The sequence below is a fragment of the Nocardia miyunensis NBRC 108239 genome (genome assembly GCF_001613065.1).
GTDB classification, from domain to species: domain Bacteria; phylum Actinomycetota; class Actinomycetes; order Mycobacteriales; family Mycobacteriaceae; genus Nocardia; species Nocardia miyunensis.
In genome coordinates this window covers 39,882-64,045 of sequence record NZ_BDBQ01000087.1, presented here as the reverse complement: position 1 = coordinate 64,045, position 24,164 = coordinate 39,882, and the positions used below count along the sequence as shown (strand labels likewise).

General features: G+C 70.1%; 19 protein-coding genes. 12 read left to right on the top strand and 7 right to left on the bottom strand.

All coding sequences use genetic code 11. The annotated features are described in order from the left end of the window. The first annotated feature begins 37 nt into the window (after positions 1 to 37). The 3 genes from coaBC (at position 38) to NM2_RS52055 (ending at position 5,649) form a co-directional block, all read left to right on the top strand. Positions 38 to 1,255 (top strand): bifunctional phosphopantothenoylcysteine decarboxylase/phosphopantothenate--cysteine ligase CoaBC, encoded by a 1,218-nt coding sequence (coaBC, locus tag NM2_RS34910; RefSeq protein ID WP_067677990.1) that lies wholly within the window; start codon positions 38 to 40, stop codon positions 1,253 to 1,255. Between the two features lie 265 nt (positions 1,256 to 1,520). Continuing rightward, entirely contained in the window at positions 1,521 to 2,735 is a 1,215-nt protein-coding gene (gene metK / locus NM2_RS34905) for a methionine adenosyltransferase (RefSeq protein WP_084531874.1), read from the top strand. Between the two features lie 262 nt (positions 2,736 to 2,997). Beyond that, complete coding sequence (locus NM2_RS52055; RefSeq protein WP_245718356.1) at positions 2,998 to 5,649, top strand: primosomal protein N'; 2,652 nt, start codon at positions 2,998 to 3,000, stop codon at positions 5,647 to 5,649. A gap of 63 nt (positions 5,650 to 5,712) precedes the next feature. On the opposite strand, the gene NM2_RS34895 is transcribed toward NM2_RS52055, so the two are convergent. Then, the gene (locus NM2_RS34895; protein ID WP_067678057.1) at positions 5,713 to 6,558 is read right to left on the bottom strand and encodes an NAD(P)H-binding protein; all 846 of its coding nucleotides are present in this window, start codon (positions 6,556 to 6,558) and stop codon (positions 5,713 to 5,715) included. 72 nt (positions 6,559 to 6,630) lie between these two features. Between NM2_RS34895 and NM2_RS34890 the strand changes: the two genes are divergently transcribed. Further along, on the top strand, positions 6,631 to 7,209 hold the full coding sequence (locus NM2_RS34890; RefSeq protein WP_067677983.1) for a TetR/AcrR family transcriptional regulator: 579 nt from the start codon (positions 6,631 to 6,633) through the stop codon (positions 7,207 to 7,209). A 7-nt stretch (positions 7,210 to 7,216) separates the two neighbouring features. On the opposite strand, the gene NM2_RS34885 is transcribed toward NM2_RS34890, so the two are convergent. Next, positions 7,217 to 7,945 (bottom strand): TetR/AcrR family transcriptional regulator, encoded by a 729-nt coding sequence (locus NM2_RS34885; RefSeq protein ID WP_245718353.1) that lies wholly within the window; start codon positions 7,943 to 7,945, stop codon positions 7,217 to 7,219. A 67-nt stretch (positions 7,946 to 8,012) separates the two neighbouring features. Between NM2_RS34885 and NM2_RS34880 the strand changes: the two genes are divergently transcribed. The 6 genes from NM2_RS34880 to NM2_RS34855 all read left to right on the top strand — a co-directional run bounded on the left by NM2_RS34880 (position 8,013) and on the right by NM2_RS34855 (position 14,941). Beyond that, a complete protein-coding gene (locus tag NM2_RS34880) occupies positions 8,013 to 9,446 on the top strand; it encodes a carotenoid oxygenase family protein (protein ID WP_067677977.1) in 1,434 nt (477 codons plus the stop codon). A 100-nt stretch (positions 9,447 to 9,546) separates the two neighbouring features. Further along, complete coding sequence (locus NM2_RS34875) at positions 9,547 to 10,218, top strand: PadR family transcriptional regulator (RefSeq protein ID WP_067677975.1); 672 nt, start codon at positions 9,547 to 9,549, stop codon at positions 10,216 to 10,218. 165 nt (positions 10,219 to 10,383) lie between these two features. Next, entirely contained in the window at positions 10,384 to 11,343 is a 960-nt protein-coding gene (locus NM2_RS34870; protein WP_245718352.1) for an esterase/lipase family protein, read from the top strand. A 90-nt stretch (positions 11,344 to 11,433) separates the two neighbouring features. After that, positions 11,434 to 12,018 (top strand): peptide deformylase, encoded by a 585-nt coding sequence (def, locus tag NM2_RS34865; protein ID WP_067677972.1) that lies wholly within the window; start codon positions 11,434 to 11,436, stop codon positions 12,016 to 12,018. Next, complete coding sequence (gene fmt, locus NM2_RS34860) at positions 12,018 to 12,941, top strand: methionyl-tRNA formyltransferase (RefSeq protein ID WP_067677970.1); 924 nt, start codon at positions 12,018 to 12,020, stop codon at positions 12,939 to 12,941. The genes def and fmt overlap by 1 nt, the downstream gene beginning before the upstream one ends. Before the next feature lie 671 nt (positions 12,942 to 13,612). Further along, positions 13,613 to 14,941, top strand: a complete 1,329-nt coding sequence (locus NM2_RS34855) for an RsmB/NOP family class I SAM-dependent RNA methyltransferase (RefSeq protein ID WP_439956958.1) — start codon at positions 13,613 to 13,615, stop codon at positions 14,939 to 14,941. A gap of 52 nt (positions 14,942 to 14,993) precedes the next feature. On the opposite strand, the gene NM2_RS34850 is transcribed toward NM2_RS34855, so the two are convergent. From NM2_RS34850 to NM2_RS34830, 5 genes are all read right to left on the bottom strand, one after another. After that, complete coding sequence (locus NM2_RS34850; RefSeq protein WP_067677967.1) at positions 14,994 to 15,236, bottom strand: ferredoxin; 243 nt, start codon at positions 15,234 to 15,236, stop codon at positions 14,994 to 14,996. 229 nt (positions 15,237 to 15,465) lie between these two features. After that, on the bottom strand, positions 15,466 to 16,707 hold the full coding sequence (locus NM2_RS34845) for an NADH-ubiquinone oxidoreductase-F iron-sulfur binding region domain-containing protein (RefSeq protein ID WP_084531872.1): 1,242 nt from the start codon (positions 16,705 to 16,707) through the stop codon (positions 15,466 to 15,468). Beyond that, positions 16,704 to 17,258 carry a ferric reductase-like transmembrane domain-containing protein gene (locus NM2_RS34840; RefSeq protein ID WP_067677964.1) on the bottom strand — a complete coding sequence of 185 codons (555 nt, stop codon included), beginning with the start codon at positions 17,256 to 17,258 and terminating at the stop codon, positions 16,704 to 16,706. The genes NM2_RS34845 and NM2_RS34840 overlap by 4 nt, the downstream gene beginning before the upstream one ends. A 24-nt stretch (positions 17,259 to 17,282) precedes the next feature. Further along, entirely contained in the window at positions 17,283 to 18,215 is a 933-nt protein-coding gene (locus NM2_RS34835; protein WP_067677961.1) for an FAD:protein FMN transferase, read from the bottom strand. Beyond that, positions 18,212 to 18,487, bottom strand: a complete 276-nt coding sequence (locus NM2_RS34830; protein WP_157121503.1) for a hypothetical protein — start codon at positions 18,485 to 18,487, stop codon at positions 18,212 to 18,214. Before NM2_RS34830 ends, NM2_RS34835 begins: the two co-directional genes overlap by 4 nt. A gap of 478 nt (positions 18,488 to 18,965) precedes the next feature. Here NM2_RS34830 and NM2_RS34825 point away from each other — a divergent pair, with 478 nt between their 5' ends. Next, positions 18,966 to 22,823 carry a Pls/PosA family non-ribosomal peptide synthetase gene (locus NM2_RS34825; protein WP_067678042.1) on the top strand — a complete coding sequence of 1,286 codons (3,858 nt, stop codon included), beginning with the start codon at positions 18,966 to 18,968 and terminating at the stop codon, positions 22,821 to 22,823. Further along, positions 22,823 to 24,163: a M1 family metallopeptidase gene (locus tag NM2_RS34820; RefSeq protein ID WP_084531880.1), complete on the top strand. Its 1,341-nt coding sequence runs from the start codon at positions 22,823 to 22,825 to the stop codon at positions 24,161 to 24,163. The genes NM2_RS34825 and NM2_RS34820 overlap by 1 nt, the downstream gene beginning before the upstream one ends. Position 24,164: the final 1 nt, after the last annotated feature.

Genomic DNA, 24,164 nt, shown 5'->3' with positions numbered 1-24,164 from the left:
AGGCACAGTGACCCGACGCACCGAAGAGGCATGACGAATGCGGATCGTTGTCGGCGTAGGCGGCGGGATCGCCGCCTACAAGGCCTGCTCGCTCGTTCGTAAATTCACCGAGACCGGTCACGACGTCCGGGTGATACCGACCGAGTCTGCGCTGCAATTCATCGGCAAGGCCACGTTCGAGGCCCTGTCGGGCAATCCGGTGCACACCGGCGTCTTCGCCGACGTGCCCGAGGTTCCGCATGTGCGCCTCGGCCAGGAGGCCGATCTGGTGGTCATCGCCCCGGCGACGGCCGACCTGATGGCGCGCGCCGCGATGGGCCGCGCCGACGATCTGCTGACCGCGACGCTGCTCACCGCGCGATGTCCGATCCTGTTCGCCCCGGCGATGCACACCGAGATGTGGGAGCACCCGGCCACGGTGGCCAACGTCCGGACGCTGCGTGCGCACGGCGCGATCGTCGCAGAACCGGCGTCGGGACGGCTCACCGGCGCGGACACCGGTCCCGGGCGGCTGCCCGAGGCGGAGGAGATCTTCGCGCTGGCCTCGCTGTTGCTCGAACGCGACGACGCCATTCCGCGCGATCTCGAGGGCCGCCGCGTCGTGGTGTCGGCGGGCGGTACCCGCGAGCCGCTGGATCCGGTGCGTTTCCTGGGCAATCGCAGTTCGGGCAAACAGGGTTTCGCCCTGGCGCGCCTGGCGGCGCAACGCGGCGCTCGGGTCACGCTGATCGCCGGAAACACCATCGGCCTGGACGCCCCGGCCGCGGTGGAACTGGTGCACGTCACCACCGCCGAACAGCTGCGCGTCGCGGTCGACAAGCACGCCACCGGCGCGGACGCGGTGATCATGGCCGCCGCGGTGGCGGACTTCCGTCCGATCAACGTCGCCGCCGCGAAAATCAAAAAGGGCGCCGGCGAACCCAATTCGATCGAGCTGACGAAAACCGAAGACATTCTGGCGGGTCTGGTGCAGGCTCGGCGGGACGGCCGGTTGACCGGAACCGCGATCGTCGGATTCGCCGCCGAGACCGGTGACGAACACGGCGACGTCCTCACCCACGCGCGCGCGAAGCTGAAGCGCAAGGGGTGTGATCTGTTGGTAGTGAACGCGGTCGGCGAGGGCAAGGCCTTCGAGGTCGACCACAACGACGGCTGGCTGCTCGGCGCCGACGGCACCGAGCAGGCCCTCGATCACGGATCGAAGGCTCTGCTGGCCAGCCGGGTGCTGGATGCGCTCGGTCCGCTGCTGCGCTGAGCAATCGGCGGATTCGGCCTATCCTGCAAGTAGCACGCGATGCTCCACGGCATCGGGTGCACGGTTTCACCGATCGCCGAAACGGGGCCCTGTGGAGGCGTTGTGGCTGGTGCGTGCGTCCTGACGGCGTTATGCGAGACCCCACTGCGTCGGTGGTTTGGAATAGTCTGAGGCAAAGGCCTCATGACAGCGGGCCGAGCAGCTCCGTGATCGCGGTGCTGTCGCGGGCCCGGGACGAGAAACCCGTTGAGGGAGAGGGAGAACTGTGGGCACGACTGGCAGCCGCCTATTCACCAGTGAGTCCGTGACGGAGGGCCATCCGGACAAGATCTGTGACGCTATCAGCGATTCCGTTCTCGACGCTCTGCTCGCGCAGGATCCGCGCAGCCGAGTGGCAGTGGAGACCTTGGTCACCACGGGTCAGGTGCACGTCGCCGGTGAGGTGACCACCGAGGCATACGCCGACATCCCCACGATCGTGCGGGAGAAGGTGCTGGAGATCGGATACGACTCCTCGGCAAAGGGTTTCGACGGCGCCTCCTGTGGTGTGAACATCGCGATCGGTGCGCAGTCGCCCGATATCGCCCAGGGTGTCGACCACTCGCACGAGGCCCGCGTCGGCGGTTCCGACGATGAGATCGAGCGGCAGGGCGCCGGCGATCAGGGCCTGATGTTCGGGTACGCCACCAGGGAGACCCCCGAACTGATGCCGCTGCCGATCGCGCTGGCGCACCGCCTGTCGCGGCGTCTGACCGAGGTGCGCAAGTCCGGTGTGCTGCCGTATCTGCGGCCGGACGGCAAGACCCAGGTGACCATCGAATACGAGGGTGCGCGGCCGGTGCGCCTGGACACGGTCGTGCTGTCCACCCAGCACGCCGCCGATATAGATCTGGACAATCTGCTTACCCCCGACATCCGCGAGAAGGTCGTGGAGGCGGTGCTGAGCGAGCTGGAGCTGCCCATCCCGCTGGACACCTCCGATTTCCGGCTGCTGGTGAACCCGACCGGCAAGTTCGTGCTCGGTGGTCCGATGGGCGATGCGGGTCTGACCGGTCGCAAGATCATCGTCGACACCTACGGCGGTATGGCCCGCCACGGTGGCGGCGCGTTCTCCGGCAAGGATCCGTCGAAGGTGGACCGTTCGGCCGCGTATGCCATGCGCTGGGTCGCGAAGAACGTGGTCGCCGCGGATCTGGCCGAGCGGGTCGAGGTGCAGGTCGCCTACGCCATCGGCAAGGCCGCCCCGGTGGGCCTGTTCGTCGAGACCTTCGGCACCGAGAAGGTCGAGGAGACCGCGATCTCCGCGGCCATCGGCGAGGTCTTCGACCTGCGTCCGGGTGCGATCATCCGCGACCTGGACCTGCTGCGCCCCATCTACGCACCGACCGCCGCGTACGGCCACTTCGGCCGCACCGACATCGACCTGCCCTGGGAGCGTACCGACCGTGCGGACAAGCTCCGCGCCGCGGCGGGTTTGTAAGCCGTTGGGACATTGCACCGGATGCGGATCGGCACACCGTGAATTGCGGTGGGGCCGTGCATGTTCCGTAGGAGGCCGCGTCGGATCGCGCGTGCGCGCGGTGCGCGCGGCCGCCGGGCAGTAGTTGGCCGAGCCCACGGTGTCCGCCGCGGCCGCCGGATCCGCCTCCGATGCGGCGGGTGCGGGGAAGCGGCGCGGGAAGCGAACGAAGACGGCCACGAACGACGTGGCCGTCTCGCACCCCGTCGCGCGGGTCCTGCCGATGCTGGAACCCGCTCATCTCGATCGCGACTTCGACTATCTGGTCCCGCCCGAGATGGACGAGCTCGCTCAACCGGGCGTGCGTGTGCGCATACGCTTTTCGGGTCGCCTGGTCGATGGCTACCTGCTGGAGCGACTCGAACACTCGGACCACACCGGCACCCTGATGCGTCTCGAGCGCGTCGTCTCCGGGGAACGCGTACTCACCCCGGAAATCCTGCGCCTGATCACCGCCGTCGCCGCGCGTTACGCCGGAACCCGCGCCGACGTCCTACGCCTGGCGATCCCACCGCGCCACGCGAGAACCGAAGCGGGCCCGGCAAATCCGAAGCTGGCCCGCAACACGCCGAAATCTCGTGCCGAGGCATTCTCCGACGCCACGGTCGCCGCAGATCCCACCGTGGCACTCGGCACATCGGATCCCGAACCCACCTTCCCGAATATCCCGTCCGCGGACACCGCGTCCCCCGAACCGCGTGCAGCGATGGTATCGGGCACCGCGGACCCATCCGATTCCTCGTCCGTGGACGACAAGGTCGCGAATCGAGACGCTGGAGAGACCGCGGCGAATCCGGGAGCCGATGCAGCGTCGAATGCACGCCTGACCTCGGCCCCCGACCGACCGCTCATCGTGTCCACCGAAAAGCACGCCGATGCCGGGCTCGATGACATGCCAGACGCGGGCGGTCGAGATGACATTGCCGACCGAGCGGGCCGTGCGGGGGCAGATACGGCCGGGACCGACCGAGCCGGCGAATACGTCGTGACCGATGAAAAATCGCATATCGAGTTCGGATCAACCACTGACAGCTCGATGATCGAGTCCGCCGGGGAACGCCTCGATACCGAACGCGGTGACCGTGCCGGGGGCGGGGACGGTGATGTGCGGGCCTCGGCAGGCGACGTGGACGATCCGGTGAGCGAATCCGGCGCGGGTGTGGATGTGCGGCCGGATAGTGCTGCGGCAGTTGATATTTCGCGGTATTCGGAGTGGTCTCGCTATCGGCACGGGGCTTCGTTTCTCGGTGCGTTGGCGGCGGGGAAGGGGCCGCGGGCGGCGTGGCAGGCGTTGCCGGGGGAGGATTGGGCGCGGCGGCTGGCGGAGCTGGCGGCTGTGGTGGCCGGGGGTGGGCGCGGCGTGGTGGTGATGGTTCCGGATCAGCGGGATCTGGATCGGGTGCTGGCGGCCTGTGCTGAGTTGGTGGGGGAGGCCGCGGTGGGGCTGGCCGCGGGGCTGGGGCCCTCGGCGCGGTATCGGCGGTGGTTGGCGGCGTTGCGGGGGACTGCGCGGATCGTCGTGGGGACGCGCAGTTCGGTGTTCGCGCCGGTGCACGATCTGGGATTGGTCGTGATCTGGGACGACGGCGACGACACCTACGCCGAACCGCGGTCGCCGTATCCGCACGCGCGGGAGGTGGCGATGCTGCGGGTGCACGAGACCGGGGCGGCGTTCCTCGCGGGGGGATTCGCGCGGACCGCGGAGATCCAGGCCGTCGTAGCCTCGGGCTGGGCACACGACCTCGTCGCCGATCGCGCCGTCGTGCGGCAGTACGCGCCGCGGATCAGCGCGCCGGGGGACAGTGACGTCGCGCTGGAACGGGATCCGGTCGCGCGGGCGGTGCGGATTCCCGCGGTGGCCTTCACCGCGGCCCGCAAGGCGCTCGCTGCCGGGGATCCGGTGCTCGTGCAGGTGCCTCGGCGCGGTTACGTTCCCGCGTTGTCGTGTGCGCGGTGCCGCACGCCCGCGCGATGTCGGCACTGCAACGGTCCGCTCGCCCTGCCCGCTGAGCCCGCCGTGCCTCGGCCCGCCGGGGATGCCGCCCGGCCGGGGTCGGCTCGGGAACTGGGGGTTGCGCTGTCGCGTAGTCGGTCCGGGGAGGTCGCGCACAGTCCCCAGTGCCGCTGGTGCGGCCGGACCGATGCGGCCTTCCGCTGCGGCGCCTGCGGTGCGCGGGCGTTGCGCGCGGTGGTCATCGGCGCCGCGCGCACGGCGGAGGAACTGGGCCGGGCCTTCCCGGGCGTGCCGATCCGGGGGTCCGGCGGTGCGACCGTGCTGGATTCGATTTCCGAGGGACCGCAGGTCGTCGTGTCGACCATCGGTGCGGAGCCGAGTGCGCCGGGAGGGTACGGCGTCGCGCTGCTGCTGGACGGTTGGGCGCTGCTGGGGCGCGCCGATCTGCGCGCGGCCGAGGACGCGTTGCGGCGCTGGATGTCCGCGGCCGCGCTGGTCCGCCCGACCGGCCAGGTCATCGTGATGGCCGAACCGTCGGTGCCGACCGTACAGGCGCTGGTGCGCTGGGATCCGGTGACGCACGCGGAGTTCGAACTGGCGGCGCGTGCCGAGGTCCGCTTCCCACCCGCGGTGCGCTTGGCCGCCCTCGACGGAACCACCGATTCCATCGCCGAATTGCTCGGCGAGACAAAGCTTCCCGCGGGTGTGGAGGTACTGGGCCCGGTACCGCTCCCGCCCGGCGCACGCACACCGTTCTCCGCCGGAGACGCACCCCCCGAGATCGAACGCATGATCCTGCGCGCGGACCGAGCACAGGCCGCAACCCTGTCTCACGCGCTGTCCGCCGCCCTCGCCGTCCGCAGCACCCGCCGCTCGGGCGACCCGCTGCGCGTCCAGATCGATCCCATCGACATCGGCTGAGCCGCAGCGGATTCGGCAACGAGTCCTGCTGCGGTGCAGTGCGATTCGAGTCCGAGGAGCGGGTCAGCGGAAGGCGTCCGCGTGGCGAGCGGCCCAGCTGGCGAAGGGGGTGGCGGGGCGGCCGAGGACCTTCTCGACGTCGGGGCTGACCTGCTGTTCGGCGGGGGTGGGCGTGCCGAGGATCGACAGGGTGACCTCCGCGACGGGGGCCGGCATGTACTCGGATATCGCCGAGAACGCCTGGGCTCGGGTGAGTTCGTGGAAAGTGATCGGCTCACCGAGTGCCCGGCCCAGGTCGCGGACCTGTTCGCGCGGGGAGATGGGTTCGGGGCCGGTGAGGGTGTACGCGTGTCCGGCGTGCTCGTCCGAGCACAGTGCGGCGGCGGCTGCCTCGGCGATATCGGACGGATCGATCTGTGGCAGTGCGATATCGCCGAACGGCCAGTGCACCGCGCGCTGGGCGCGGACCGACTCGGCCCAGGCGAAGGTGTTCGAGAAGAATCCGCTGGGCCGCAGGATCGTCCAGGTCAGGCCCGAATCCCGCAGTGCGGCTTCGAAAGCGGTGATGCGGGGGGCCGCGGCATTGCCGGGGCGGGTTTCGGCCGACTGCGAACCGAGTAGCACCACCTTGCGGACTCCGGCCCGCTCGATCGCGCGCAGGACCTCGCTGGGCGGAGGTCCGAAAACGCCCTGTTCCCCGGACAGCAGCAGGAACAGTGCGTCGCCACCGGCAGCGGCCGCCGCGAGCTCGTCCGAATCGGACAGGTCGGCGCGCCGGTACTCGACTCCCTCCCGGTGACGGCTCTCCTTCACGCCCCGCGAGAGCGCTACCACCTTCTCGCCCCGCGCGGCCAGACCCTGCACGAGCGCTTCGCCGACATTGCCGGTCGCCCCGGTCACCACGATCATCGACATCTCCTTAGTTAGTTGGCTGACTAAGACTGTACGGCCGGAAGTCCGTTGTTGTCTATACTTAGTTGTATGACTGACTCAATCGAAGTGAAGCGGGTCGGCAAGCGGGAGCGGTTGGCCACGGCGGCCGCGCGCATCTTCCACGAACAGGGTGTGGAGAAGACGACCATCGCCGATATCGCGCGAGCCGCGGACGTGCCGGTCGGCAACGTCTACTACTACTACAAGACCAAGGATCAGCTCGTGCAGGCGGCCATCGGCGCCCACGCGCTGGGGATGCGCAACGTGGTCGCGGAACTCGAGCGGTACGAGGACCCGGCCGACCGGCTCAAGGGACTCATTCGCCTCTGGATCGGCCGGAGTGATCTCGCGGCCCGATTCGGTTGTCCCACGGGAACTCTGGCCACCGAGCTGGACAAGCGCGGCGACGGTCTCGATCGTGAGCTGGCCGTCGTCCTGCGGGCGCTGATCACCTGGGTGCGCGCGCAGTTCGCGGCGATGGGTCGCCCCGACGCCGCCGAGCTGTCGATGGCGCTGATCGCCTCTTATCAGGGAATCTCACTGCTCACCAACACTTTTCGCGATCCGGAGCTGATGATCGTGGAGGGCCGCCGATTGGAGAAGTGGATCGATTCGCTGGCGGCCTGACCGCGCGTCAGGTTTCGTCGCTGCTGTGCTCGAGGGTGAGCCCGGGGCTCTCGGTGATCGTCCGCAGGGCGCGCTGGATCGAGCGATCCAATTCCGCTGTGTCGCTGCCCATTCCGATCAGCAGGTCCACGGTTGCGGGGCCCAGGACGGCGGTCATGGCCTGGCCCTGGCTGCCGAGAAGGCCGGTCAGTTCGAGCAGGACGACCCCGTGGATGAGTCCCCACAGTCGCGCGGCAACCTGCTGGGGCGGATCCGCGCGGATGCGACCGGCATCGATCATCCGTTGTACGACTCTGACGAGCTGCTGGTATGTCTCGGTGTCGTTGCCCTCCGGCAGGGCTTCGGCGGTGAAGTCGTGGAGCGAGCCGGTGTGCAGTGAGGTCAGGCCGAACATCAGCCGGTAGCGCTGGGGGCTGGCCAGGGCGTACTGCCGATAGGCCGCGCCCATCACCAGGAAATCGGCGATCGGGTCCTCGGTCGGCGCGACCGAGCCCAGCGCCGCGCCGAACTGGGTGAACGCCTCGCCGACGATCGCCGAGAGCAGTCCGGGCATGCCCTCGAAGTGGGTGTAGACCGCCATCGTCGAGGTGCCCACCTCCGCGGCGACGCGGCGCGCCTGCAGCGCTTCGGGGCCGACCTCCTCGAGCAGCCGGAGACCGGCTTCGATCAGTTGTTCGCGCATCTGCGCGCCGGTCTGCCGAGTCGATCGGGTCGATCGGCGGGGTTGAGAACTCACTGTTGCGGCACCTCCATAACAAGGTTATCGTAGCTCATATAACGTTGTTATACGGGAGGAGTCTCGCATGGGAAATCGCTACCTCGAGGGCGGCTTCGCGCCGCTCGAGAAGGAATTCACGCTGACGGATCTGCCGGTGACCGGCACGATCCCGGACCATCTCGACGGCAGATATCTGCGCAACGGTCCGAATCCGGCCGGTGATCTGGATCCGGAGCTCTATCACTGGTTCCGCGGCGACGGCATGGTGCACGGCATCCGCCTGCGCGAGGGCCGCGCCGAGTGGTACCGCAATCGCTGGGTGCGCGGCCCGATGACCTCGGTCGCGCTCGGTGAGCAGCCGCTGGCGGGCAACTCGGCCGCCGGAGGGAATGGGCCGAATACGAACGTGATCGGAGTGGCCGGGCGGACGCTGGCCATCGTCGAGGCCGGCGGACCGGCGTACGAACTCACCGAGGAACTCGACACGGTCGGGCCCTGCGATTTCGACGGCACGCTGACCGGGGGATACACCGCACATCCCAAACGCGATCCGGCCACCGGCGAGCTGCACGCGGTGTCGTACTCGTTCCAGCGCGGAAATCGGGTGCAGTACTCGGTGATCGGCGTCGACGGCCGGGCCCGGCGCACGGTCGACATCGAGGTCGGCGGCTCACCGATGATGCACGATTTCTCGCTCACCGAGAACCACGTGGTGTTCTACGACCTGCCGGTCACCTTCGACGCTCGGATCGCGTCGGAGATGAGCGTGCCCCGGGGGCTGCGACTGCCGGTGCGGCTGATGCTCTCGGCCATGGTCGGCCGGGTGCGGGTGCCGACGCCGCCGACGCCGAATTCACCTGCGCCCCTGCGGGATCGGCGGATGCCGTACAGCTGGGATCCGAAATATCCGGCCCGGATCGGGGTGATGCCCCGCGCGGGCGGCTCCGCGGACGTGCGGTGGTTCGACATCGAGCCGTGCTACGTGTTTCATCCGATGAACGCCTACGACGAGGACGGCGTGATCGTGCTGGACGTGGTCCGCTACGACACGATGTTCGAGCAGGGGCATCGCGGTCCGTCCGGGCGTGCGGCCCTGGATCGCTGGGAGGTCGACCTGGGTGCGGGCAAGGTGCGGCAGTCTCGTCTGGACGATCGCCCGCAGGAGTTCCCGCGGGTGGACGAGCGTCTCGTGGGGCGCCGGCACCGGTACGGCTACGCGCCCGCGGTCGGGCGTGATCTGGAGGGCGGCGCGGTGCTGTACAAGCACGATCTGAGCACCGGCGACACCACCGAACGTTCCTTCGGCGCGAGAAAAGGGTTGGGGGAGTTCGTGTTCGAGCCCTCCTCGCCGGATGCGGCCGAGGACGAGGGCGTGCTGATGGGTTTCGTGTACGACGCGCCGACCGATCGGAGTGAGCTGGCCATCCTGGACGCCGGAACCCTCGAGACCGTGGCGAGTATCGCCCTGCCACATCGGGTGCCCGCCGGATTCCACGGCAACTGGCTACCCTCGAACTGAGCCGAATGGTCGGTTCGTGGCTCTCCTCACACTTGTCTAAGATGCATTGTCGATATATCGTCGATTAAGTAATCGTAAGAACAAGCCTGAGGAGGCTGCCATGGAGAACATGGAGAACATGGATATGCGCGGCCGCCGTCGCGGCCCGCGCCCCGCTGATCGCCGATGGGAGGGCCGCGGTCCGGGCGGTCGTGAGCACTTCCGTCGGCACCCGCACGGCGGTTCGGGCTTCGGTCCGGAATTCGGCCCGTTCGGTGGCGATTTCGGTCCCGGCTTCGGCCGTGGTTTCGGTCGTGGCCGGGGCCGCGGCGGACGGGGTCGGCGCGGTGATGTGCGTGCGGCGATCCTGCTGTTGCTGCGGGACCGTCCGATGCACGGGTACGAGCTGATCCAGCAGATCCGCGAGCGTAGCGGCGATGTCTGGCGGCCCAGCCCGGGGTCGATCTACCCGGCGCTGTCCCAGCTCGAGGACGAGGGTCTGGTGCTCATCGACAAGGTGGCCGGTCGCAAGACCGCCAAGCTCACCGAGTCCGGCGTCGAATACGTCGAGCAGCACGCGGCCGAACTCGGCGATCCCTGGCAGGAGGTCCGCGACGGCGTCGGGGATCAGGCCCTGGATCTGCGCGAGCTCGTCGGGCAGCTGATGGGTGCGGTCGCGCAGGTGGCTCGTGCGGGCACCGCGGAGCAGGCGGCCAAGGCCGCCGAGGTGCTCACCGAGGCGCGCCGCTCGCTCTACCGGATCCTCGCCGACGATGAGACCGGCGAGAAGTGAACCGCGACTTCGGGCCGGGCAGATCGCCGTGCCGCGGCACGGATTTCCGGTCCGGTGCGCAATGATCGGGACATGGCACAATGCGGTCCCCGCATTGATCGGGGCTGGTCACAGCATTCGGGACGATCGCGTCGCCAGAACCGATCACGTCGGACGGCCGCGGCGGTGGCACTGGCGGGTGCGCTGATCCTCGGGATCGGCACACCCGGCGAGGCCGAACCGCCGCGGCCGCCCGCATATCGCCCACCCGTCGTCCCCACCCTGCCGGGCCCGCCGCAGCAGGGACATCTGGACGCGGTGCGCTATCAGAGGGCCCACCCCGGCGTGACTCCGGAGGGCACCAACGACTTCGGCTGCCGCCCGACCGCCGAGCATCCGCGTCCGGTGATTCTGGCGCACGGCACCGACGCCTCGGCCTATATCAACTGGGCGGGGATCGGGCCGCAGCTGGTGCAGGCCGGATTCTGCGTCTTCGCGCCGAATTACGGCGGCAAGCCCGGCGCCACCAGTTATGGCACCGAGGATCTGTGGATCTCCTCGTATCAGATCGGCGACTTCGTCGATCAGGTGCTGGCCGCGACCGGTGCGCGGCAGGTCGACCTGGTCGGATTCTCCCAGGGCGCCAACGTGACCCGGTACTACATCGACAAACTCGGCGGCGCGTCCAAGGTGGCGCGATGGGTCGGTCTCGCCTCGCCGACTAACGGCGGGATCATGTACGGGCTGGTCCCGCTCGCCGACGCGCTGCCCGGATTGTGGCCGGTCTATCGGGATCTGACCTCGCTGGCCGCGGTTCAACAGGCCGCGGGCTCGCCGTTCATCCGGCAGCTGAACGAGGGCGGGGACACTGTGCCGGGAGTGGACTACACGACGATCATCACCCGTGTCGACGAGATGGTCCAGCCCTTCGACAGTATGAAACTGCGTGGTCCGGGAGCGCGTAATCTCGTGCTGCAGGATCTGTGCCCGATCGATCTGACCGGGCATTTCCACATGGTGTACGACCCGTTCGTGCAGCAGTTGCTGCGCAATGTGCTGGACCCGGCGCACGCTCGCCCGCCGGAATGCCGGTTCGTGCCGCTGGGCACCGGAATCCCCGAGGTGATCCTGGGCGCGTACACCTGAGCCGGGCGGGTCGGGTATTCCGCGCGGGAGCTGTCGGGGCCATCCGTAAAATGAGGCGACCGCATTCTTTCATCGCCTCGGGGAGTTACCGTGACCGTCCAGCCCGTTCGCCTTTTCGGCGACCCCGTCCTGCGCGCCCGCGCGGACGAGGCCACCTCCTTCGACCGGGAGTTGCGTCAACTGGTAACCGACCTGACCGACACCATGCATGCCAGCGGCGGCGTCGGGATGGCCGCGCCGCAGATCGGGGTCGGCCTGCGGGTGTTCGTCTACGACACGCTCGGTGCGACACGCGCCGGCACGCCTCGCGCCGGACATCTGATCAACCCGTCCTACGAGGTGCTCGGGGACGAGGAGCAGACCGGGGCGGAGGGATGCCTGTCGATTCCGGGACTGCGCTACGACGTCACCCGATCGCTGCGGGTGCGGGCCAGGGGCGTCGACGCGGACGGCGCCGCGGTGGAATTCGAGGCCGAGGGACTGCTGGCACGCTGCGTGCAGCACGAATCCGATCATCTCGACGGTGTGCTCTACCTCGACCGGCTCGACCCGGCCGCGCGCAAGGCGGCCCTGCGCGAGGTGCGCGAATCCGAGTGGTTCGGTGCGGGCAAGACCGTCATGTCGGCGGCCGAGGTGGCCGGGGCCCGTGTGGCCTCGGCGGGGCAGGGGGACTGATGCGGCTGGTCTTCGCCGGTACGCCCGAGCCCGCGGTGCCCTCGCTGCGGCGGCTGCTCGAATCCACGCGGCACGAGGTGGTCGCGGTGGTGACCCGTCCGGACGCGGTTGCGGGCCGGGGGCGCAAGGTGTCGCGTTCGCCGATCGGCCGCCTGGCCGACGAGCACGGCATTCCGGTGCTCACCCCGCACAAGCCCGCGGATCCCGAATTCGTCGCGCAGCTCACCGAATTGGCCCCGGACTGCTGTCCGGTGGTGGCCTACGGCGCGCTGCTGCCGCAGCAGGTGCTCGACATCCCGCGGCACGGCTGGGTGAATCTGCATTTCTCGCTGCTGCCCGCCTGGCGCGGAGCCGCGCCGGTGCAGGCCGCGATCCTGGCCGGGGACGAGATCACCGGCGCGTGCACCTTCCTGATCGAGAGGGGTCTGGACACCGGGCCCGTCTTCGGGGTGGTCACCGAGAAGATCGGCGTCACCGACACCGCCGGAGTGCTGCTGGAACGGCTCGCCGAATCCGGTGCGCGACTGCTGGATTCGACCATGGACGGGATCCAGGACGGCGTGCTGCAGGCCGTTCCGCAGGCCGTCGAGGGCGTGTCGTACGCGCCGAAGGTCGATGTCGAGGCCGCACACGTGCGCTGGGATCAGCCCGCGCTGGCGGTGAGCCGGCGCATCCGCTCGGTCACCCCCGCACCCGGCGCATGGACCGAAATCGACGGTAAGCGAATCAAACTCGGCCCAGTGGAACTGGTCGAGGAGGTGCTGCCGCCGCGCGTGATCGAGGTCCGCAAATCGGGCGTCTTCGTCGGCACCGCCACCACCGCGGTTCGCCTGGACCACATCCAGCCCCCGGGCAAACGCATGATGCCCGCCCTCGACTGGGCCCGCGGCGCGCGCCTGCAGCCCGGCGCGGTGATCGGATGACCCGGCCGAAGCGGGACGGGAACGACGACACCTCGGGTGCGCCGCGTCGGCGCGGCGCGTCGACAGGCGGTTCGGCAGCCGACCGTCGAAGTGGTGAAAATGCTGTGCGCCAAGGGGATTCGGACCGCAGAGGTGCTGGGAAGACGGGACGCGCCACGGACGACCGCGCCCGTGACAGGGCCCGTCCGGTGGACTCGGAGCGGGGTCGATCCGGTGGACGTCGGTACGATGACTCGCGCCGGGGCGATGCGGGCGTGGGCGGCTCGGATCGTTCATCGGCCGGGCGAGGAGGTCCCGGGGCCTTTGATCGCGCGTCGAATGCGCGAGGCCGGGCGAACGATCCTGCGTACCAGCGGGATTCGGAGCGGCGGGCCGGTGATGACCGGACCGGGGGTGGCGGTTCCGGTGGCCGGGACGGCGGTGGCCGAATCGCACGCCGGTCGGATTCATCGCGGCAGCCGGGGGCGGATTCCGGTCCGCGGCGGCGGCCCGATGCGAACGATGCGGATTCGTCGGCTCGTACTGCGGGCGGGCAGGGTGCCGACCGGTCAGGTCGACAGAAATCGCAGGGCGATAAGGAGATTCGTGCCCGGGGTGGGCAGCGGCCCGCCGGGCGGGACCGGGATGCTCCGGGACGTTCGCATCGCGGGGGCGGGCGGAAGTCCGCTCTGGTGGACGCGCCTCGGGAAGTCGCTCGGGATGTGTTGCGGGCGGTGCGGGAGCGGGATGCGTACGCGAATCTCGTATTGCCCGGGTTGCTTCGGGAGCGGCGGGTGTCGGGGCGGGATGCGGCGTTCGCGACCGAGTTGGCGTACGGGGCGTGCCGATCGATCGGGATGCTGGACGCGGTGATCGAGGCGTGTGCGGGGCGTGCGGTCGAGGAGATCGACGGCCCGCTGCTGGATGTGTTGCGGCTGGGCGTGTACCAGTTGCTGCGGACGCGGGTCGGCGCGCATGCGGCGGTGGATACGTCGGTGGAGTTGGTGCGGGCCGAATTCGGTTCCGGCAAGGCGGGTTTCGTGAACGCCGTGCTGCGCCGGGCAGGGGAGCGCGAGCAGGGGGAGTGGGTGGACCGGCTCGCGCCGCAGGATCCGTTGGGGCACATGGCCTTCGAGTACGCGCATCCGGTGTGGATCGCGCAGGCGTTCGCCGACGCGCTCGGCGCGTCGGCGGCGGAGTTGGGTGAGCTGCTGGCCGCCGACGACGAGCGCCCGGCCGTACATCTGATCGCGCGGCCCGGTGCGATCACCGCCGAGGAACTGGCTCTGGTGACCGGCGGCGAACCGGGACGCTGGTCGCCCTACGCGGTCTACCTCGTCGGCGGCGATCCCGGTGCGCTGGAGCCGGTGCGCGAGGGCTTGGCCGGTGTGCAGGACGAGGGCAGTCAGCTGGTGGCGCTCGCGCTCACCCGGGCCGAACTGCTCGGTCCGGACGGCGGTCGCTGGCTCGATCTGTGCGCGGGGCCCGGAGGTAAGGCCGCGCTGCTGGGTTCGCTGGCCGATATCGATGGCTACCGCGTCGATGCGGTCGAGCCCGCGGAGCACCGGGCCGAGTTGGTGCGCAAGGCGACCCGCGACCTGCCGGTGACCGTCCACGTCGCCGACGGCCGCGACAGCGGACTGGTCCCGGGCTACGACCGCATCCTGGTCGACGCACCCTGCACCGGCCTGGGCGCGCTGCGTCGTCGTCCCGAGGCGCGCTGGCGGCGCACCCCGGCCGATGTGCGCGAGCTCACCGTGCTGCAACGCGAATTGCTCACCGCCGCATGGGATCTGCTGCGTCCCGGCGGAGTGGTCGTGTACTCGACGTGCTCGCCGCACCTGCCCGAAACCGTCGCGGTGGTGGCCGACGTCGTACGCCGCACCGGCGCGGAGGAACTCGACACCCGCCCACTGCTGCCCGGTGTCACCGAGCTGGGCGACGGCCCCGCCGCGCAACTGTGGCCGCACCGGCACGGCACCGACGCGATGTTCGTGGCGGCTCTGCGCAAACCCCGCTGAGCCGCGGACCGGAGGATCCCCCGACGACATACGGAAATCCTCCGGTCCACGATCATGTGCGCCGCGTCCGATCCAGTCGCAGCGCAAGCCGTGGGCACAGGTCGACGGCGTCACGGGCGGCGGCGATCCGATCCGTCCCGACGACCGGATCCCGATGATCGCGAGTGAGCGGAAAGCCCCAGTCGTCGCGTCCGAGGACCCCGGGCAGCAGTTCGGTACACACGCCTCGCCCATCGCACCGAGTCCAGTCGATATGCAATTGCCACTCGCCATGGCTGCTTTCGGCGCGGTTCATGACCGTGTTTCGAATACCGGCTGCGCGCCCCGGCACACACTGCTCAGATGCGATGTCGCGTTTTCGGTGCGGATGTCCGCTGCGACGTATCTCGGCCGGGTGGGGTGCGCTCGGTCGCACGGCACGATCACTCCAACCGGTGCGTCGACGTCGAGGCGCCCGGCACCGCGCACGGTGGCGACATTCGGTGGGGAGTACCCTGGCTGGCTGGTGCTCGATGGGTTGTGGTTCACAGCTGCGCTCCGATCTGTGCTTCGATGATCTCGCATTTGCCGTGCAGGTGCAGCGCGACGTCCGGTGCGAAGACGTCGAGTGCGGATCGGACCAGGCGTGCGGTGCCATCGGGGTGTGCGCACGCGCCACGGCCGTCGACCAGGTTGGCCAGGCGGGCTATCTCGCGGGGATCGACGGGGTGGCCGGTGGCGAGCGGGGTGAATGTCGCGGCGAGGGCCGGGAGGCCGTTGCGGCAGGGGCCGCACTGGCGGGCGCTCTGGGCGGCGAGATAGGTGATGATCTCGGCGGATGTCCGCAGGCCGCACTCGGTTCGGGAGAGCACCCGCACGACACCCGCGCCGGGTGCGGCGTGCAGGGGTCGCAGCGCGGCGGCGGACAGGGTGGCCCGGTGCAGCGCGTCGGCGGGGATCCAGGTGCCGTGGTAGCCGCCGATGAGGACCGCGCGCACGGTTCGCGGGTCGGTTCGTCCGTGGCGGGCGATCAGGTCCAGGAGCGGGATTCCCAGGGGCACCTCGACGACGCCGGTCTCCGTGGTTCCGGACAGGGTGACCAGCATGGTGCCGGGTTCGTCCGGAGTGCCCGCGGTTCGGAACCACCGGGGTCCGTAGCGGGCGATGAGGGCGAGATTCGCGAGGGTCTCCACGTTGTGCACCAGTGTCGGACGACCGCGCAATCCGGCCTGCGACGTGCTGACGAGCTGATCGCCGGGCAGCGCGGGCAGGCCCGCGATCCGGTTGATGACGGCGGTTTTCTCCCCGGACAGGAAGGTCTGGGCCGACGCGGTGAGCCGGACCGGCCGCCGGTCGTAACCGCGCGCCCGGCGTTCGTCGAGTGCGCGGCGCACGCCGTCCAGGACGGCCCCGGGCGCATAGAAATGGCAGTCACGCGCGCCGACGACGTCCGCGGCGATGCCGAGCCCGTCCAGCACGAGATGCGGTGCGCGGGAGAGCAATACGGCGTCCTTGTGACTGGCCGGCTCGCCCTCGGCCCCGTTCGCGATGACGACGGCACGGCGTCCCGCGGCGACCGCGGCGAGTTTGCGCGCGGCCGGGAACGCGGCCCCGCCCCGGCCGCGCAATCCGGCGGCGGCCACGGCGTCCACGAATGCCGCGCGATCGGATATCGCGGGCATCGAGCCGAAACGCTCTGTGTGCGAGGACAACTCGCGACCACCGAGAAGTAGCCGCCGAGTACCGGCCGGCGCGCCGGTCCGATCGATCGTGGTTGCGGGGCTCATGATGCGCTCCTTCGCTGTATGCGTCCGAATTCGGTGAAGTTCGCCCCGACCCGCCAGGTCACCGCACCGGCGACGGCGAGAATGCAGACCCCCGCGACCGTGAGCAGCCATGGCCGCGCCGCATCGGTGCCGGTGCCGAGCGAGTGGATCAGCGCCACCGGCCACAGACCGTATGCGGCCCAATGGATCAGCCGGAATGTCCGCGGGCCGAGCCGATGCCGCAGCAGCGCCGAGACGACCACCGCGAGGAGCAGATCGACCGCGACGGTCCCCAGGCCCAGCCAGACCGGGCGGTAGTCCGCGACGAAGGGCAGCACGATGTCGATCAGCCGCAACTGCGCGTCGGGATCGGCGAGCAGACTCAGCACGTGAATGCCGACCAGGGCGCACGCGATGAGCGACGCGCCACGATGCAGTTCGGCGATTGCGCTGCGCGGCAGGGTGATAGCGCGTCCCGACCGTGCCGCGATGCCGACGACCACCGCGACGGTCAGCACGACCAGCGCGGCGATTCCGCTGCCGCGGCCCAGGGCCCACAGAGCCTGTGTCATGGCCGTTTGGTTCATGTCGTCCGCCTATCGTTCCTCGGGCCAGCCGCCGAGGGCGCTGACCCGCCCGTCGCGATCGACCAGCCGGGCCGGTAGCCCGGACCGGCGCAGCGATCCGAGCGCGGCGCGGCCCCGGACGACGGCGGCCGTGGCAGCGGCATTGGCCGCCAGGCAGGTGTTCGCCGCGACCGAGACTGTGCGCCAGACGGTTTCGGCCACGACGCCCGTTCGCGGATCGACGATGTGGTGGACGAGGTGACCGCCGCGTTTCCACTGTCTGCGCACCGTGCTGGAGGTGGCCAGCGCCGCGCCCGCGGGCAGGCTGATCCGGCAGCCCGGTTCGCCCGCACCGTCGCGAACCTCGATCTGCCACCCGCCTCGGGGTGCGGATCCAGCGGTGGCGATGTCGCCGCCGAGGCTGACGAGCGTTCCGCAGCCGAATCGTTCGGCGATCATGTGCGCGCACCGGTCGGCGGCGACGGCCTTGGCGGTCGCGCCCAGATCCAGCCGCACATCGCGGGGCACGGTGACGGTTCGCTCGCGGAGCAGCACCGTCGTCCAGTCGGTGCGCGGGGTGAACGTCACCTGGATCGGGCCGCTCGTATCGGTTCCCGCGATGAGCGCGTAATCGCGGTCGTAACCCAGCCGCGCCAGCGCCGCGCCGACCGTCGGGTCCACGTCCCCCGCGGTTTCCTCGGCGACCGTGAGCGCCGCGTGCAGATACTCCGCGAACACGGGACCGATGACGGCCGGGCGACCCTGATGCGCGGTCAGCCTGCTGAGTTCGGAATCGTCGCGGAATCGGCTGCAGGCGCGGTCCACGGCGTCGAGATATTCGCGCACCGCCTCCTGTGCGGCGGTGAGATGTGCCGGGTCGGTGACCACCAGCCTGGCGGTGGTACTCCACACCGACCAGTCGGCCGTCGCGATGCGATCCGGTTCGAGGGTGCGCGCGGTCATGATCCGGCCGACTGCGCGTGTGATTCGCCCGACCCGGTCGCGACCTGCGGGGCTGTCGCCGACGAGGTACCGGAATCGTCGGAGGAGGTGCTGCTGCTCTGGTTCGCGGTGCTCGTACCGGTATCGCTGCTGCTCGTGCTGGTGGTAGCGCTCGCGGTATGGGTGTCGCTGTAGGCCAGAGCGGCCGCGCCGAGGGTTCCGGCGACGCCGAGCGCCGCCAGCACTCGGGTTGCGGTGCGACCGGCTCGGCGGCCTGGATCCGATGACGGCATGGTATTCCTGTTCCCTCGTGCGAGCGCGACGTTCCGCTCACGTGAGGACGAGCATCCGGGCCCGGGCTGGGAGGATCGTGAGAATTCGTCCGGTGTCGCCTGTGCGAGCTGATCTCGGGCAAATACCCAACCGACCGGCATGTGGATGACCGACGAGGGATTCCGGCGATACGGGCGCCGATGCGTGGCCTCGATTCGCGGGCTGCCGCCGTGTACGCGACAACCCTCTGCCGCAACCATTCCGCCGACCTGGGACAATAGCGCGGGCGAATCGAGCTGATCCGCCCGGCAGGGATGTCCCGCCCCCGCGCGGGGTGAGCCGAACCGAAGTATCGCGTTTGCGCATCGGTAACCCTGACGTGAGACAACGGGTTGCGCGCACTCGGCGCCGATCCGGAAAGGTGGACAGTACGTGACGCTCCAGTGGGACGTTTCACGGCCGCAGGTCCCGGGGCAGCAGGGCTCGTCGCCCTCGCCCCTGCTGCGTTCCGCGCAGGCCGCGCCGCCACGCACCCTCGTCGACGTCCTGGCCGCGACCGCGCAGGGCCATCCCGAGGCGCCGGCCCTCGACGACGGCTCCGATGTGCTCAGCTATGCCGAACTGCTCGCCGAGGTGGACGACATCGCCGACCGCCTGCGCGCGGCCGGGGTGCGCCGTGGCGACCGGGTCGGGGTCCGCATTCCCTCGGGCACCGCCGAGCTGTACGTGACCATCCTCGCGGTGCTGTACGCCGGGGCCGCGTACGTCCCCGTCGACGCCGACGATCCGGACGAGCGTGCTCAGCTCGTCTTCGGGGAGGCTCGCGTCAGCGCGATCGTGACGGCCGCCGGAATCGCCGCGACGGGCGTCGCGAGCGGGATCCGGCCCACACCCGAGGCCGCGCCCGAGCCCGATGACGACGCCTGGATCATCTTCACCTCCGGTTCCACCGGGACGCCGAAGGGGGTGGCGGTCAGCCACCGCAACGCCGCCGCCTTCGTCGACGCCGAGGCCCGGATGTTCCTGCAGGACAAGCCGATCGGCCCCGGTGACCGCGTATTGGCCGGGCTCTCGGTCGCCTTCGACGCCTCCTGCGAGGAGATGTGGCTGGCCTGGCGGCACGGCGCGTGCCTGGTGCCCGCGCCCCGCGCGCTGGTGCGCAGCGGCATGGATCTGGGTCCGTGGCTGGTGCGCCGGGAGATCAGCGTCGTGTCCACGGTCCCGACGCTGGCGGCGATGTGGCCCGCCGAGGCGCTCGACGCGGTGCGGCTGTTGATCTTCGGCGGTGAGGCCGTGCCCCCGGAACTGGCCGAGCGGCTCGCGGGCAGCGGCGAGCGGGAGGTGTGGAACACCTACGGTCCCACCGAGGCCACCGTCGTGGCCTGCGCGGCTCTGCTGACGGGGCAGGGACCGGTGCGGATCGGCTTGCCGCTGGACGGCTGGGACCTGGCCGTGGTCGACCCGGCCTCGGGAAGGCCGGTGGCAGAGGGGGATTCGGGCGAACTCGTGATCGGCGGCGTCGGCCTGGCGCGCTATCTGGATGCCGCCAAGGACGCCGAGAAGTACGCGCCCATGCCGACTCTCGGCTGGCAGCGGGCGTACCGCAGCGGTGATCTGGTCCGTTTCGACGGCACCGCGCTGATCTTCCTGGGCCGGGCGGACGATCAGGTCAAGATCGGCGGCCGCCGAATCGAACTCGGCGAGATCGATACCGCGCTGCAGAACCTGCCCGGCGTCAGCGGTGCGGCGTGCGCGGTGCGAACCACCAAGGCGGGCAACCGGATTCTGGTCGGATATCTCGCCAGCGCGAATCCGGAGTTCGACGTTCAGGCTGCCCGCGCGCTGCTGGCCGAGCAGCTGCCCGCACCCCTGGTGCCGCGCCTGGCCGTGCTGGGCGAACTGCCGACCCGGACCTCGGGCAAGGTCGATCGGGACGCGCTGCCCTGGCCGCTGCCCGGTGCGGGCTCGGCCCCCGAATCCTCGAGCGAACTCGAGGGCACCGCGCAATGGCTTGCCGGACTGTGGAATTCGATTCTCGGCGCGGAGGTCACCGGCCCGCAGGCCGATTTCTTCGACCTCGGCGGCGGCTCGCTGTCGGCGGCGCAGCTGGTGACCGCGCTGCGCGAGCGTTTTCCGGAGGTGACCGTCGCGGACCTGTACGATCATCCGCGGCTGGGCGCGCTCGCGGAGCGGCTCGACGCCGCGGAACCGGCTGCCGCGGTGCTGCCGCGTTTCGTGAAACCCACACCGCGCCTGGCACAGTGGGCGCAGGTGCTCACGCTGGTGCCGCTGACGACGCTGACCGGATTGCAGTGGCTGACCTGGCTCGGCATCGTGACCGACATCGCCAGCTGGTCCGGTTCGCTGCCGTGGCTGCCGGTGCTGTCGTGGTGGTGGCTGCTGGTGGCATTCGTACTGTTCATCACCCCGCTGGGGCGCATGACGATCTGCGTCGCCGGTGCCCGCGCGTTGCTGTTCGGTGTGCGACCCGGGAGCTATCCGCGCGGCGGCGCGGTCCATCTGCGACTGTGGACCGCGGTGCGGCTGTCCGAGGCCAGCGGTGCGGAGAACCTGTCCGGCGCACCGTGGATGGTGCCGTTCGCGCGAGCCCTGGGCGCCAAGGTCGGCAAGGGCGTCGATCTGCACACGCTGCCGCCGGTGACCGGCATGCTCGAACTCGGCGACGGCTGCAGCGTCGAACCCGAGGTCGATCTGGCCGGGCACTGGATCGACGGCGACGTGGTGCACATCGGCGGCGTCCGGATCGGCGCGGGCGCGGTGATCGGCTCGCGCTCGACGCTGCTGCCCGGCGCGGTGGTCGGCAAGAACGCCGTCGTGGCGCCCGGTTCGGCGGTCTTCGGGAAGGTCAAGGCGGCCCAGGAGTGGGCGGGTTCGCCCGCGGTGAAGGTCGGTAAGGCCGAACATCCGTGGCCGCCGCGCACGCCCGCGCGGGCCGCGCACTGGGTGATCGTCTTCGGCCTGACCTCGATGGCGCTGGCGGCCATGCCGGTGCTGGGCCTGGCGGTCGGCGGTGCGCTGCTGGCGTGGTGGATTCGCGACGATCGCACGGGTGCGGCCGCGCTCGTACACGCGTACGCGATGTTGCCGGTCGCCACGGTGCTGAGTCTGGCGGTCTTCGCGGTCGCGACGGTCATCGCGGTGCGGCTGCTGAGCATCGGCCTGCACGACGGCTACTACCCGGTCCGCAGCCGGGTCGGCTGGCAGGTGTGGACCACCGAGCGTCTGATGGACTCCGCGCGAACGTTCCTGTTCCCGCTGTACGCGAGCCTGCTGACGCCGGTGTGGCTGCGTCTGCTGGGCGCATCGATCGGCAAGGACGTGGAAGCCTCGACGGTGCTGCTGCTGCCCAAGTTCACCACCGTCGCGGACGGCGCGTTCCTCGCCGACGACACCATGATCGCCAGTTACGAGCTGGGCGGCGGCTGGATGCGCATCGGCGAGGCGAAGGTGGGCAAGCGCGCCTTCCTCGGCAACTCCGGGATGACCGCGCCGGGCCGCCGCGTGCCGAAGAACGGTCTGGTCGCGGTCCTGTCCGCCGCGCCGGAGAAAGCCAAGGCGGGTTCGTCCTGGCTGGGCAGCCCCCCGGTCCGGTTGCGGCGCACCGCCGGTGACTCCGACACCGCGCGCACGTTCGATCCGCCCGCGCGGCTGCGGATGGCGCGCGGCATCGTGGAGACCTGCCGGTTGATTCCCGTGATGGTGACCTTCGGCATCGGCCTGGGCGTGCTGTTCACGCTGGCCTGGTTGGCCGCGACGGTCGGATACTGGTTCGCCGCACTGGTTTCCGGTGTGGTCCTGATCTTCGCGGGTCTTTTCGCGGGCGCGGTCGCGGTGACGGCGAAATGGTTGCTGGTGGGCCGGATCGACCAGGTGGAACATCCGCTGTGGAGTTCGTTCGTCTGGCGTAACGAGGTGTCGGATGCCTTCGTGGAGACCGTTGCCGCGCCGTGGTTCGCGCGGGCGGCCACCGGTACCGCGGTGATGAACATCTGGTTGCGCGGCCTGGGCGCGAAGATCGGACGCGGTGTGTGGTGCGAATCCTATTGGCTGCCCGAGGCGGATCTGGTGACGCTCGGCGACGGCGCGACGGTGGAACGCGGATGTGTCGTGCAGACGCACCTGTTTCATGATCGGATCATGGCCATGGATACGGTGACACTCGAGGCGGGGGCGACGCTGGGCCCGCACTGCGTGGCGCTGCCCGCTGCCCGGATCGGGGCCGGTGGGACCGTCGGACCGGCCTCGCTGGTGATGCGCGGCGATACGGTTCCCGATTCCACCCGGTGGCAGGGCAATCCGATCGCGCCGTGGCCGGATCGGCAGGGGCGCCGTTGATGGCGGACAAGTTCTACGCACCGCCCATCGACGAATACCTGCCCCAGAACGGCAATCGCGGCTATCGGGTCTCCAGGTACGAGCTGGACCTGGTCTACAAGGTGTCCAGCAACCGGCTCTCGGGTCGCGCGACGATCACCGCCGTGACCACCGCGGTGCAGCCGCGGTTCGCGCTGGATCTGTCGCAATCCCTCGGTGTGACCAAGGTTTTCGTCAACGGATCCAAGGCGGCGAAGTACACGCACCATCGCGGCAAACTCACCGTCACCCCGGCGCACAAGGTGCCCGCGGGCGGCGCGCTGGTCGTCGTGGTCCAGTACACGGGCACGCCCGCCCCGGTGCGCGGACCGTGGGGTGAGGTCGGCTGGGAGGAGCTGACCGAGGGCGCGCTGGTGGCCAGTCAGCCCAACGGGGCCGCGTCCTGGTTCCCGTGTGACGACCATCCGAGTTCCAAAGCGAGCTACCGGATCTCGATCACCACCGACTCGCCCTACTACGCCGTCGCCAACGGCGAACTGGTCCGCAAACAGACCAAGGCCAGCCAGACCACCTGGGTGTACGACCAACCCGAGCCGATGGCCAGCTATCTGGCGACGATCCAGATCGGGCCCTATCGCAAGTACCGGGTCGGTTCGGTGCACGAGGGCGTGCCGATGCAGGCGGTCCTGCCCGCGCGGCTGCGGGCGAACTTCGATCACGACTTCGCCCGCCAGCCCGAGATGATGGCCGAGTTCATCGAACGTTTCGGGCCGTATCCGTTCGGGGCGTACACGGTCGTGGTCACCGACGACGAACTCGAGATTCCGATCGAGGCGCAGGGGATGTCCATCTTCGGGGCGAACCACTGCGACGGGCGGCGCGGAGCCGAACGCCTGGTCGCGCACGAATTGGCCCACCAATGGTTCGGCAACAGCCTGACCGTCGGGCAGTGGCGCGACATCTGGCTGCACGAGGGTTTCGCCTGTTACGCCGAGTGGATCTGGTCGCAGGCCAGCGGCGGTCCGAGCGCGGACCAGATGGCCCGCGCCGCGCGGCAGAATCTCGCCCGCTCGCCGCAGGACATCGTGGTCGGTGATCCGGGCCCGCGGCTGATGTTCGACGACCGGGTCTACAAGCGCGGCGCGCTGACCCTGCACGCCCTGCGGCTGTCCCTGGGCGATCCCGGATTCCTCGGGTTGCTGCGGGAATGGACTGCGCGCTACCGGCATTCGACGGTCAGCAGCGAGGACTTCGCCGATCTCGCCGGGCGCTACAGCACCGCATCGCTGCGGCCGCTGTGGAACCGGTGGTTGTACGAGACCGCGCTGCCGGAGCTGCCCGCGTCCGGCGCGACGAGGTAAC

Excerpts from the sequence above, each read along its gene's own strand:
- NM2_RS34835 (WP_067677961.1), bottom strand. The coding sequence starts at position 18,215 with ATGACCGCGCGCACCCTCGAACCGGATCGCATCGCGACGGCCGACTGG.
- NM2_RS34830 (WP_157121503.1), bottom strand. The coding sequence starts at position 18,487 with ATGCCGTCATCGGATCCAGGCCGCCGAGCCGGTCGCACCGCAACCCGA.
- fmt (WP_067677970.1), top strand. The coding sequence starts at position 12,018 with ATGCGGCTGGTCTTCGCCGGTACGCCCGAGCCCGCGGTGCCCTCGCTG.
- NM2_RS34880 (WP_067677977.1), top strand. The coding sequence starts at position 8,013 with ATGGGAAATCGCTACCTCGAGGGCGGCTTCGCGCCGCTCGAGAAGGAA.
- NM2_RS34875 (WP_067677975.1), top strand. The coding sequence starts at position 9,547 with ATGGAGAACATGGAGAACATGGATATGCGCGGCCGCCGTCGCGGCCCG.
- coaBC (WP_067677990.1), top strand. The coding sequence starts at position 38 with ATGCGGATCGTTGTCGGCGTAGGCGGCGGGATCGCCGCCTACAAGGCC.
- NM2_RS34840 (WP_067677964.1), bottom strand. The coding sequence starts at position 17,258 with ATGACACAGGCTCTGTGGGCCCTGGGCCGCGGCAGCGGAATCGCCGCG.
- NM2_RS34820 (WP_084531880.1), top strand. The coding sequence starts at position 22,823 with ATGGCGGACAAGTTCTACGCACCGCCCATCGACGAATACCTGCCCCAG.
- NM2_RS34895 (WP_067678057.1), bottom strand. The coding sequence starts at position 6,558 with ATGATCGTGGTGACCGGGGCGACCGGCAATGTCGGCGAAGCGCTCGTG.
- NM2_RS52055 (WP_245718356.1), top strand. The coding sequence starts at position 2,998 with ATGCTGGAACCCGCTCATCTCGATCGCGACTTCGACTATCTGGTCCCG.
- NM2_RS34845 (WP_084531872.1), bottom strand. The coding sequence starts at position 16,707 with ATGAGCCCCGCAACCACGATCGATCGGACCGGCGCGCCGGCCGGTACT.
- NM2_RS34850 (WP_067677967.1), bottom strand. The coding sequence starts at position 15,236 with ATGAACCGCGCCGAAAGCAGCCATGGCGAGTGGCAATTGCATATCGAC.
- NM2_RS34890 (WP_067677983.1), top strand. The coding sequence starts at position 6,631 with ATGACTGACTCAATCGAAGTGAAGCGGGTCGGCAAGCGGGAGCGGTTG.